Origin of the sequence: Bdellovibrio sp. KM01, assembly GCF_013752535.1 — a bacterium.
GTDB lineage: Bacteria > Bdellovibrionota > Bdellovibrionia > Bdellovibrionales > Bdellovibrionaceae > Bdellovibrio.
Window position 1 is genome coordinate 1,584,394 of the sequence record NZ_CP058348.1, and the last position, 11,217, is coordinate 1,595,610.

Annotated in this window: 10 protein-coding genes; 4 read left to right on the forward strand and 6 right to left on the reverse strand. The window is 45.2% G+C overall.

Going from position 1 to position 11,217, the window contains the following annotated elements; translation table 11 throughout:
• From gspG to gspC, 5 genes are all read right to left on the reverse strand, one after another.
• Positions 1-405, reverse strand: a complete 405-nt coding sequence (gene gspG / locus HW988_RS07755; protein ID WP_181606975.1) for a type II secretion system major pseudopilin GspG — start codon at positions 403-405, stop codon at positions 1-3.
• Positions 406-947: 542 nt separating this feature from the next.
• A complete protein-coding gene (gspF, locus tag HW988_RS07760) occupies positions 948-2,165 on the reverse strand; it encodes a type II secretion system inner membrane protein GspF (protein WP_181606977.1) in 1,218 nt (405 codons plus the stop codon).
• Position 2,166: 1 nt separating this feature from the next.
• A complete protein-coding gene (gspE, locus tag HW988_RS07765; RefSeq protein ID WP_181606979.1) occupies positions 2,167-3,858 on the reverse strand; it encodes a type II secretion system ATPase GspE in 1,692 nt (563 codons plus the stop codon).
• 60 nt (positions 3,859-3,918) lie between these two features.
• Positions 3,919-6,189, reverse strand: a complete 2,271-nt coding sequence (gene gspD / locus HW988_RS07770) for a type II secretion system secretin GspD (protein WP_181606981.1) — start codon at positions 6,187-6,189, stop codon at positions 3,919-3,921.
• Positions 6,190-6,209: 20 nt separating this feature from the next.
• Positions 6,210-7,124 carry a type II secretion system protein GspC gene (gene gspC / locus HW988_RS07775; RefSeq protein ID WP_181606982.1) on the reverse strand — a complete coding sequence of 305 codons (915 nt, stop codon included), beginning with the start codon at positions 7,122-7,124 and terminating at the stop codon, positions 6,210-6,212.
• A 157-nt stretch (positions 7,125-7,281) separates the two neighbouring features.
• Between gspC and HW988_RS07780 the strand changes: the two genes are divergently transcribed.
• Both HW988_RS07780 and HW988_RS07785 read left to right on the forward strand, forming a co-directional pair.
• Complete coding sequence (locus tag HW988_RS07780) at positions 7,282-7,851, forward strand: hypothetical protein (RefSeq protein ID WP_181606984.1); 570 nt, start codon at positions 7,282-7,284, stop codon at positions 7,849-7,851.
• Between the two features lie 2 nt (positions 7,852-7,853).
• The gene (locus HW988_RS07785; RefSeq protein WP_181606986.1) at positions 7,854-8,360 is read left to right on the forward strand and encodes an NADPH-dependent FMN reductase; all 507 of its coding nucleotides are present in this window, start codon (positions 7,854-7,856) and stop codon (positions 8,358-8,360) included.
• Between the two features lie 99 nt (positions 8,361-8,459).
• Here the strand turns inward: HW988_RS07785 and HW988_RS07790 are convergent, their stop codons facing one another.
• On the reverse strand, positions 8,460-9,482 hold the full coding sequence (locus HW988_RS07790) for an HNH endonuclease (RefSeq protein WP_181606988.1): 1,023 nt from the start codon (positions 9,480-9,482) through the stop codon (positions 8,460-8,462).
• A 438-nt stretch (positions 9,483-9,920) separates the two neighbouring features.
• Between HW988_RS07790 and HW988_RS07795 the strand changes: the two genes are divergently transcribed.
• Together HW988_RS07795 and HW988_RS07800 are read left to right on the forward strand one after the other, a co-directional pair.
• The gene (locus HW988_RS07795; protein WP_181606990.1) at positions 9,921-10,475 is read left to right on the forward strand and encodes a GNAT family N-acetyltransferase; all 555 of its coding nucleotides are present in this window, start codon (positions 9,921-9,923) and stop codon (positions 10,473-10,475) included.
• A gap of 9 nt (positions 10,476-10,484) precedes the next feature.
• Positions 10,485-11,036: a GNAT family N-acetyltransferase gene (locus HW988_RS07800; protein WP_181606992.1), complete on the forward strand. Its 552-nt coding sequence runs from the start codon at positions 10,485-10,487 to the stop codon at positions 11,034-11,036.
• The last annotated feature ends 181 nt before the right edge of the window (positions 11,037-11,217 follow it).

Sequence of the window (11,217 nt, forward strand, 5' to 3'; positions counted from 1 at the left end):
TTAGTTCAAATCTTCCAACGTGATGTCAGTGTCGTAACCAGAGCCGCCTTCGCGACCATCTTTACCCAAAGACTTCAAGTGGTATTCGCCACCGTTGACTTCGTAAACATATTCGTGATCCCAACGATCTTTGATAACTTTGATGTAGGGTTCTGGGCCCCAGTTGCTGCAATTAGGATCAGCCTTCGTTAGACCTTCTAACGTTTGCGGATATTTGTTGCAATCTGTGTAGTACATTTGCAAAGCGTTGGAAAGCTGACCCATATGGATCTTAGTTTCTTTTACTTTTGCTTTATCTGTAGCACCTTGCATACGAGGAAGAAGAAGAGCTGAGATACCGGCGATGATAGCAAGTACGATCATGATCTCGATCAAAGTCATACCCTTGCGATTGCTAATGAACATTCGAAACTCCTTGTTAACAGTTAGAAATCATAACAGAAACCGGTATCACGGTAAAGCTTCGGTTCTGACTTGGCACATTCTTTTGTCTTGTTGTCTTACAGGGGTTCGGTCCTCCGTTTGGTGTTGGGGAGGAAGGCTCGCTTACCTCGGACACATCCTCGCTCGTTTTTTCTTTTTGGTTATTTGGATTTGGTGTGGCTCGATTTTTGTTTGGTGGCTTCGTGTGTTTCAGAATGGCCTGCGGAACTCGGACGCGAGCCTTCCTCCCCAACACCAAACGGAGAAGAAGTGCTGAGGCAACAAGACAAAAGAATGTGCCAATTCGGAATCGAAACAACAAGATACGACTTTTTGTTAAATTCCACTTTAACTCGTGTTCGAAGTCCGATGAGCTGAAGAAGGCAGGAGCTTGAAGTTTCTCTTTAACTTTTGTGATCAGCCCTGCGAACGAAAAAAGGGACCTTACGGTCCCTGTATTTCCAATTCCGAAACTTCTATTTTCGATTTTCGACTTATCGATTTTCGGGATAGGCGCCGTGCGCCTATCCTGCCATGTTGGTCATTTCGAACATTGGGATCATGACGGCGAATACGATCATGGCGATGGCCATACCCATTAGAACCGTAACGACCGGGCCCATAAGGGAGGTCATGGATTCTAGTTTGTTTTTTACCTGAAAGTCGAAGGCGTCGGAGACTTGCGTGAGCATGTTTTCCAGGTCGCCGGTTTTTTCACCGATGTTGACCATGTGGATCACGATCGGGGGGAATTGGCCGGATTTTTTTAATGGACCTGCAATGGATTCACCCTCTGCGATGTTGCTGCGAGCTTCATCGATCGCGACTGCTAAAACGTGGTTGTCGACGACGTTTTTAACGATGTCTAAGGCAGTTAGCATGGGGACACCACCAGTTAGTAGTGTCGCGAGAGTTCTGGTAAAGCGGGAAACTGCGACCATTCTGACTGCGGGACCGGCGATAGGAAGTTTCAAAGAGATAGCGTCCCATTGATTTCTTCCGGATGGAGTGGATTTCCAGTTTCTAAACATCACGATAGCCACAGCGAGGATACCAAAGATGATGTACCAATAGTTCACCATGAATTGTGACGAGTTGATCAAGGCGATCGTGTACCACGGTAATACCAGGTTGGGAGTGGACTCGAAAACTGTCACCATTTTTGGAATCAGGAATATGAAAAGGAATGAAAGCAAAGCGGTGGTTACGACCAACATGATCACCGGGTAGGTCATTGCGCTGGAAACTTTGGCGCGAAGATCGGCTTGGGCCTCAGTGAACTCTGCCAGACGCATTAAGATCACGTCCAAAGAACCCGACATTTCACCGGCTTCAACCATAGAAACATAGATCTTCGTAAAAATCGTGGGGTATTTTTGCAGGGCTTTTGCGAAGGGCGAACCTTCGTTAACCATGTTCTTACAGTCTGCAATTGCCTCTGATAAAGTTGGATTTTCAACTTGTTCAGCGATCGCGGCCAGGGCATCCACCAAAGGGATGTTGGCTTTTACCAGAGTCGCCAGCTGACGAGTCATCAAAGACAAGTCTTTTACGCCAACGGCTTTAGTGGCTTTTGGACCTTTTGATTTCTTGGTGTCGATTTTCTTTTTATCGCGAATATCGACAACGAAGATATTGTCCTTTTTCAGGCGAGCACGGGCTGCGCGCAGATTTTCTGCGTCGATGATACCCTTGGTGTTTTTTCCGTCGCGGGTAAGGCCCTTGTACTCAAAAATTGGCATATTATAGATCCAGTTGCGTATTCGTAGTTAGCTGTTCAATTGTAGTCACACCAGCTAGTACTTTGGCAATACCATGGTCACGGAAAGTTTTCATTCCGTTGGCCAAGGCTTGTTTCTTGAGCGTTGCGCCGTCTTTTCGCTGCATGATCAAAGAGCGAATATCATCGGTCACAACCATCAGTTCACTGATCGTCGTACGACCTGAATATCCTTTTTGCCCACACTCTGTGCAGCCCATGGCTTTACAGATGTGGCTGTTGCGAGCGACTTCGCGAGTCACTCCCAATAGCGACAATTCGAAATCAGACGGTTCGTGCGGAGCTTTACAATGTGGGCAAAGGACACGTACGAGACGTTGAGCGACGACACCCATAACGGAAGTGGCGATCAAGAATGGCTCAACCCCGAAGTCAATCAAACGCGGGAAGGCACCGGCAGAGTCATTTGTATGCAGAGTAGATAAAACCAAGTGACCTGTAAGGGAGGCTTGGATCGCAAGTTCGGCCGTTTCCAAGTCACGAATCTCACCGACCATGATGATGTCGGGGTCTTGACGAAGGAAAGATCTTAAACCAGCCGCGAAGGTCAAACCGATTTTAGCGTTGGTTTGTACCTGACCAATCCCATGGATACGTTGCTCCACCGGGTCTTCAACTGTCAGGATATTCACGTCAGGTTTATTTAGTTTCGTCAAAGCACCGTACAGAGTTGTGGACTTACCAGAACCCGTCGGACCCGTCACCAGCATGATGCCGTCATTACGTGAAAGCAAATCATCCAAGCGATCCAAGTTTTCTCTCGAAAAACCCAATTGTTCAAGTTCCAGGATGACTGTCGATCTATCTTGAATACGCATGACCAGACGCTCGCCATGGGCTGTTGGAACAGTGGAGAGACGAATGTCGATGTCTTTACCGCCGACTTTCAAAGGGATACGACCATCTTGAGGAAGACGTTTTTCCGCAATGTTTAAGTTCGCCATAACTTTGATACGGGAAGTAACGGCGTTTTGCAGTTTTTTAGGTGGCTTAAAGACGTCCATCAAAACACCGTCCGTACGGAAACGCACGACCATGTCTTTTTCATAGGGCTCGATATGGATATCTGACGCTTTTTCCTTCACCGCGCGGAACAAAAGGCTGTTCACCATTTTGATCACGGGCGCATCGTCTTCGCCAGCTTCCAAAAGATCCACGATCGGATCATCCAGATCGTAATCTTCTTCGTCGATTTCATCGAGGCCTGAAAGATTCGCCGTCGATTTCTCGTATACTTTATTGATTGCATCCTGGATGCGGATCACTGTTGTTACAAGTGGGCGAACTTTTTTACCAAACAAAACTTTCAAGTCATCCAGGGCTCTTAGGTTTACCGGATTGCTGGTCAATGCGATCAGCTGATCTGGTTCATCCTTGTAGGGGAGGACTTGGTGTTGTTTTGCATAGTTGATCGGAATATCACGGATCAAGTCAGCATTGATGTCTGCCACCGGGATGTCGCGGATAAAATCCAATCCCAACTCTTTGCAAAGATCACTGACGACTTCATCCGCTGTGGAGAATTCTTTCGAGTTTAAAGCTTCGCCGACTGTGACGGGTCTCACCACAGAGGGGTTTGCAAGCACAGAACGCAGTTGATCCTGTGATAACGAAGTTGCTTTTGAAAGAATTGTCAGAACATCCACAGTGGCCATTAAAGTTCCTTCTTGGTATCGAAAAGGCAGTTCCGGTTTAAAGGGAACTGCCGCAAAAAACTACTCTTGAACGTCTTCAGACGGAGCGGCGGCTCCCTGAGCTTTTCTGTAAATTGGATCTATCTTAGCACCATATGGGTCTTTTCCGCCCTGGCCTTTGATATATTCAATACGTTCTTCAAGACGTTTCGAGACAACCTCATTTACGTCGCCTGAGTTGCGAATAATTTTGGGAGTCAGGAATGAAACCATGTTCGTTTTTGTTTTATTCAAGCTGCGGGATTTGAACAACCAGCCCAAGATAGGGATGTCGCCCAAGAGAGGAACCTTCACAACTGTTTCAACATCGTCTTCCTTAATCAAACCACCCAGGATCGCTGTGTCGCCGTTTTTCACGTTGATCATTGTGTTGATGGAACGTTTTGCTAGCGGTTGCGTATTGTTCTGGAAGTCTTTAGGAGCTTGAACAGAAGAAAGCTGCGTCACACTTTGCTTGATTTCCATACGGATCGAATTTGAAGACGGGCTGATGAATGGTTTGATGTGAAGTTTGATCGTCGCATCTTCCATTGTTGGCGTCGTCGTCACCGTACCGCTCGTACCGGAAACGTTTTGCTGCATGCTGGTTACAACTTTATCACCCACTTCGATCTCAGCTTCATTGTTATCCAATGCGATGATCGTAGGAGTGGAAAGGATGTTGGCTTTTTTCGTTTGTTTCAAAAAGTTGATGAAACCCACAAGGCTTGGGATCGTGATTTCAGAGCCGCCCGGAGGAGTGACTTTGATCATTTTTCCAGAGCCGAAGCCCAAGATCGCACCCGTACCGCCGACTGGATTTAACATCTCTTGAAGATTGATACCACCGTTGAAGCCGACTTTACCATAACCGTTTTCGCCGTATTGGTAATAGCCGACACCCCAAGAATCAAGATCCGAAGCACTCATCTCCATGATGATCGCTTCTACGTAAACCTGATCGCGGGCGATATCGATTTTATTTAAGATATTCATCACAACTTCATAGTCTTGTTTGCTCGCTGTGATGACCAAGCTGTTCGTCGCTTTGTCGGCTGTGATTTTCACATCACCACCAAAGATTTCCTGAGGCGCTTGCATTTGACCACCAATAGGGGATAGCAAGCTTGGGCCTGTGCTTGGTTTTGGAGCGGCATCTTTTGTTACGCCAGACAATGTTTGTGCGATTTTCTCGGCATCACCATTTTTAACGTAATAAACGTACACTCCACCAGAATCTTCAGCGCGGATTTTAAAGTCCAACTGGGAGATCAATTTTTTAATACGAACGATACCAGATTTATTACCCACCACGATGATGGAGTTTGTTCTGTCATCTGGGATCGCCATAAAGAAGCTTGCGCCCTGTTGAGCAGAAGTTCCAGAAGAACGAGAGAATCTTGGAACGCCCGCGGTAAATGTTCCTGGAGCGGAGCCAGATGATTTACTGCCTTTGTTCACGATTTTATCTACCAGGTCTGCCAAGTCTTTAGCTTTCGCGAACTTAATAGGGATAACTTCAAGTTGTTCTTCAAATCCTGGAACGTCCAACTGGCTGATGATTCTCATCACACGGTCAATGTTTGAGCCGTAGTCAGAGATGATGATCGAGTTCGTGGGTTCGTAAATATTCATCTCGCCGTCTTTAGAAGGCAAGATACGCAGATCACGATTCACTTGTGCTGCAGAGATGTGCTTTAAGTGAATGATACGAGTGATCATTTGATCTGTATTCGGGTAGTAGGCACCAGAATAAACTTCGATATTGTCACGTTGGGCATTTCTTGCAGACTTAACTTTCAAGAAGCCACCAGACGGAACAACCGTGAAGCCATTGATCGCCAAAGCTGACAAGAATGCATTGTACGCTTCTGCCACTGTAATTTTGGATGGAGCGCTGATTGTGATTTTACCACGAACACCCGGGTCGACGATAAAGTTTTTACCGGTCAATTCACCCATCGCTTTAACCAGCTCAGAAATTTCCACGTTCGGATAATCGAAAGATTCGATTGTCTGAGGGAAGTTTGCGCTGTTGATGTCTTCAGTAGGGGCTTTGGCGAATTTTTGCTTTTGGTTCTTGTTCAGAACCTGACCTTCATCACCAGAAGAGTGTGAGCCACCGCGAGTGCCACCAGCTGCTGCTGGTGCATCCGGAGTTGCAAAGCCACTGTTATCCGAATTACCAAAATCCGGAGGTGGCGGTGGTGGAGGGAAATTTTCAAATTGAGCATGCGCAGTGGTTCCTACCAACTGAGATGCAGTCATCAATGAAGCAATTCCTATGCTGACGGGCTTGATGGGTTTTTTCATCTCTCTCCTCCTGAGGGAGTTTATTGAATATTATAAGTCATGTTTTCAGTTTTACCGTTGCGCTCAACTTGAAGAACAACTTTCGGGTTGTTTTTCAAAGTTTGGTACAACTCCATCGCCTTGGCAGGGCTGTCGACAGGATTTCCGTCGACGGATTTAATAACATCCATTCTTTGGATGCCAAGCTGTTCATAAATACTGCCAGGTTGCATATCTAAGATACGGAAGCCATTGATGTTGCCAGTGCCGGGTTCGCGATTTGGAACGGCGCGGGCTTGCATCAGGATGCTGGAAAGATCATTCGTGTACTTCAACAAGTCAGCACGTTTGATTGCGAAAGTGTTGTCGCCAGTCTTTTTAACTTCTTGGCCAGATGTTGTCGTAGAAGGTTTGCTGGCTGCAAAGCTAACTTTGGCACCTTCTTTTTTGATCTCGATGAACTCCAGGCGGTTGGTGTTCAGATTTCTGAAAACTACTTTTTGTCTTTCGATGCGAACGACATTGGCCATGTTTTCGATTTCTTTTCCTGGAGAGTAAGAAATCACCTGGTTTTTGCCGCGGATTTCAATCGAAGCGATGGATTTTTCAGGAATAGAATGCACCAGCGTGCCGATCAGATTCAGAGGCAATTGCGACGGAACCGGATCTGCTTCTTTTTCTTCGACGCCCTTGTTTTTGTCTACAAGCTGATCCGGGATGATGCCGTTGGAAGCGAAGATATTTCTGGAAGCGATATTGTTGTAGTAACCCGGATTCACGCTTGTCGTGACTGGCGGTGCTTTCGGGTGAGCGGGTGGTGCAGATTGTGGAAGCATGCGATCGCGATATGAAAGAATTGCCAGGTCAGCAAGGCAGTAACCGATAAAGATGAATAATATATACGCATACCATTTTTCGAATGGTGGACGCTGATTTTTCTGGTTACGTGAAATCACAGTTGCAAATCCTTTGTTTTTTCCAGCACCTAGTCCTTGGGCCTCAGACTATCGTACCAAAAAGGTAGGGCAGCTGCATCAAAAAATACATGCTGGACCATAGTCCTAACGCTCTGATTTTCATTTTAAAAACGGAAAGATAAGCCATGATAGAGTTATGAGAATTCTCTACTTCACGGATGGAGCAGGAATTGATCTATTAGGGATTCGCGAATCAGTTTTGCGTATTCCCGAAGTGCTTACCTCGCTACGTCGCGGCCAGGAGCAGGCTCGCTATGTAGACTTGATGCAGGTAATGTCACTGTCTGATGATGAATTTCGTCAGATACCGAGTGTGTTACGCACTCTTTTGATCAACCTTGTGCAAAGAGGCTTACACCAACGCTGGGTCAATCGAGATCAGCGTGCGGATTTGATTCTGAGAAGAATCAATCACCGTTCTTTAGATGAACTAAAGAACGTCGTGCACAATTTTATCAATGCCAAAGTGGCGGGTGCTTCCGTTGCTACCAAAGATCTTCATTTATTGCATTTTATGGACAAAGTCGAAATCACGGTGATCGGACCGGGTTACGATGAAGTTGAGTTCTGGTTGCGCAAGCAAGTGGCAACTCGCAAAGACATCGAAGTGCAAATCAAAGACGTTATCGCAGCTGATCCAAATCTGGAATGGTTCTGGCCCCAGGTGAAAGATAGCTTTATCGAATTCCAACAAGCAGTTATCTAACTATGAAAATTCTAAGTTTGTGCGGCAGCATCAGAGAGGGCTCTTCCAGTGGGCTCTTGTTGAATGCTTTTCGCTCACTGCTTCCCGCTGAAACCCAGTGGAATTCCGTCGAATTAAAAGCCCTGCCTTATTTCGATCCAAGTCATCAGTTTGAGAGTGTTCCTGAGCTGATTGCAGAAATTCGTGAAATCACTCAATCATCCGACTATATTGTTATTGCCACTCCAGAGTATGCCCACGGTATTCCCGGAATTCTCAAAAACGGGTTGGAGTGGTTGATCTGCGAAGAAACGATGAAGAAAAAGGTCGTTCTATTCATAGTTTCCCCAAGTGGCGGCGAATATGTTTTGCAATATCTAACCGAAACTTTGCGAACCATGGATTTGCTACCTTCTGATGAATTAACCATGGTCATCAATAACGCCCGAAGCCAATTATCAGCCGACGGCTCCATCGACTTAAATTTGAAAAACTCCCTCATCGAACTATCTCAACGCCTTCGCATATAATCTGACTAAAAACAGCCGATTTATGGTCGTTCATTTGTCTCACTTAGTTGATCCATTGAGTTGTCCGAGGTGAGTTTTCGAGATGAATTTCAGCCTGCATCACCGCATACATTTTAACCCCATTCTGTTGCCTTCAGCTATGTTATGAGTTCGGCATAAAACTCTTAGGTTGTGATCGCCATCACTTCCACCTAGAGCAACGGGTTGAATATGATCAAATTGAAGTTGAAACTTCGAACCACATTTAACTCCCGAGATGGGATGTTCATATTCGCAACAATATCCTGCCGAAATCAAAATCTCACGTTTCGACGTGACTTTAATATGCCCGCGTTTTCGCGCTACCAAGAAGCTTCGCGTTGATTTTTTAGTAGCAATTTGATTTGGCTTAGTACTCAAAGACTTTGTTTCAGTTGGTGGATTTCTATAAGTATTTTTTGCGCCTTGTTCTTTATTCAATGTGACTGGGCGGCTATTAGATTTCGAACAGGCCTCTTTACCCAAAATCTTTTGAATTTGCTTCTGTGCTAGTAAAGTCAAAAGTTCTGCCCAGTTTCCATCTGGAAGAACGTGTGACATAAGGTCGCGCGCAGTTTCCAATGTTTTTAGTTGTTCAGTGGTTAAGGTGATTTCCAGGCGAACAGAATCATCACGCTGAGGAATCATGTTTTCAATAGTGACGATAGGAAAATTAAATTCCTGTGCCAATGTTTTCTTAGTTTCGAATGAAGACTTGGATTCGATTTTCTTCAAAATCTGTGGAACGATCGCTGAAAGCGACTTAGAGTCTTCGCCAGACTTTTTAATTTCCTGACGAAGTGCTGACTGAACCTGCGTTAGTTGAGTCAAAGTCAAGCGACCATCTTCAAGTCGTTCTGCAATCTCAGGGGATTTCTTTAGTAAGCGAGCCGCGCTCAATCTGCGATAAGCGGCATCCTCGCTGTATTTCAAATGTGTCGTTAAATAGCGAAACATTGAATCAAACCCAAGTTCCGCATAAAGGCGACGAGATTCCATTTCGTTGATATGGCATAAAATAAGATGCGTCAGTTTACGTTCACTTTGCGCGAGTTTTTCAAGTCTTCCGATCAATTCAAGATTACAAATGCCAGTCAAATTCATACAAATCTCCTTTGTGAGATTCTTATAGCACGGGTTTTAAAACCTCAAATTCCCCATTTTTTAATTTTGAGGCTGCAAGTGGAATGTGTAGAAGAACGATACTTTATCGTCTTGAAAATCGTTTGTATGCGGAGTTTGTAGTCAGAATGAGTCCGGTCGCGAGTGAGAAAAAATCAATCGATAGAGACGCTTTTAAGAATGCAAAAAACCTGGCAAGAATAAAATCCTTAGAATTTTGCAAGTGAAGCGCTGCTTCTTGGTAGCGCAAAAATAGGAAGTTTTTCGCAGCATTCGTTTAGAAATCATAGCCAACAAACAGATAGATGCAGTTAGTCCGGTCTGGAATAAACGCGCATTCCGAATCTCTTATACAACCCATAAAAATTAATAAGCTGACTTTCCTCCTCAAATCCGAAATCCTAATCTGAGGGAGTTGCCATGAGAATTTCAAACGAGAACGTCATCACCAAGAAAAACAAAGCAGTTACTTTAAGATCACCGGATTTGGAAGACGCGGAATCCCTCATTCACACCATGATCGAAGTCGCGGCAACGTCTCCACATATCATTATGACCGGAGCGGACTTTCAGGCGAAAACCATCGAAGAAGAGCAAGCTTGGATTCGCAAGTATAACGAGGCAGAGCGTGGCCTCACTATACTTGCTGAATTTGAAAACAAAATTGTCGGCATCCTGGATTTCATGGGAGGTCAGCGGGCAAAAACCCGTCATCGCGGCACTCTGGGGATTTCTCTTCATTCCTCCATGCGTGGGGAGGGACTTGGGCAATTGTTATTCGAAAAACTCCTGACGGAAGTAAAAAACATTGAAGGCTTCATGCAAATTGAACTCAGTCTTATGAGCGAAAATCACACGGCCTTTCATTTATATAAAAAAGTGGGATTCCGAGAAATTGGCAGACGCCCCAATGCCTATCGAATGGCGGACGGTACCTTTAACGATGAAATCATGATGCTATTGCCGCTGACTTAGGAAGATAGAATGCAAATTTCCACCGACGTTGTTCAAACAAAAAAGAATAAAACTGTCATTCTGCGTTCTGCTCATGTCAGCGATGCGCCCGGTCTGCGCGCTGTTTTGACGGAAATTGCGGAAGCGTCTCCTTATATTCTGAGCACAGCAGACGACTTTCGTAGTCGTCCTGAAAATGCAGAATTGTTGTGGGTTGAAAAGTACGTTTCAAATCCACGGGATTTATTGATGTTCGTGGAGTACGAGAATCAAGTTGTTGGTTTCATGGATTTTAGTTGCGGAACTAGAAATAAAACCTTTCATCGAGGTCATTTGGGTATGTCCGTTCATCCAAATCTTCGAGGTGAAGGGATTGGTGAGCAGATGCTGAAGAAGTTATTCAAAGAAGCGTCCAGTATTCAAGGCCTGACTCAAATCGAACTCAGTGTTATGCACGTGAATACACCAGCCATCCAACTTTATAAAAAGATGGGGTTCGTGGAATGTGGTCGAACACCCAACGCATTCAAAATGCAGGACGGATCATTTGCCGATCAAATTGGGATGTATGCGACGGTTTGATCTCTGAGTGATCTGCAAGTGGAAAGACGGCGTGCTGATGCGACTCCACTTGTAACTCCATCAGTGTTCCGCAAATGCACCCGCGAACTTTCGCGCAACCAAGAAACATTGCGTTGAATTGTCAGGATTGTGTTAGGGGTATTGACCAAACTTTGTCAGAGTCGATAGCCTCGACAGCATT

Coding starts and splice junctions, on each gene's coding strand:
- gspG (WP_181606975.1), bottom strand. CDS start 405: ATGTTCATTAGCAATCGCAAGGGTATGACTTTGATCGAGATCATGATC.
- gspF (WP_181606977.1), bottom strand. CDS start 2,165: ATGCCAATTTTTGAGTACAAGGGCCTTACCCGCGACGGAAAAAACACC.
- gspE (WP_181606979.1), bottom strand. CDS start 3,858: ATGGCCACTGTGGATGTTCTGACAATTCTTTCAAAAGCAACTTCGTTA.
- gspD (WP_181606981.1), bottom strand. CDS start 6,189: ATGAAAAAACCCATCAAGCCCGTCAGCATAGGAATTGCTTCATTGATG.
- HW988_RS07780 (WP_181606984.1), top strand. CDS start 7,282: ATGAGAATTCTCTACTTCACGGATGGAGCAGGAATTGATCTATTAGGG.
- HW988_RS07785 (WP_181606986.1), top strand. CDS start 7,854: ATGAAAATTCTAAGTTTGTGCGGCAGCATCAGAGAGGGCTCTTCCAGT.
- HW988_RS07790 (WP_181606988.1), bottom strand. CDS start 9,482: ATGAATTTGACTGGCATTTGTAATCTTGAATTGATCGGAAGACTTGAA.
- HW988_RS07795 (WP_181606990.1), top strand. CDS start 9,921: ATGAGAATTTCAAACGAGAACGTCATCACCAAGAAAAACAAAGCAGTT.
- HW988_RS07800 (WP_181606992.1), top strand. CDS start 10,485: ATGCAAATTTCCACCGACGTTGTTCAAACAAAAAAGAATAAAACTGTC.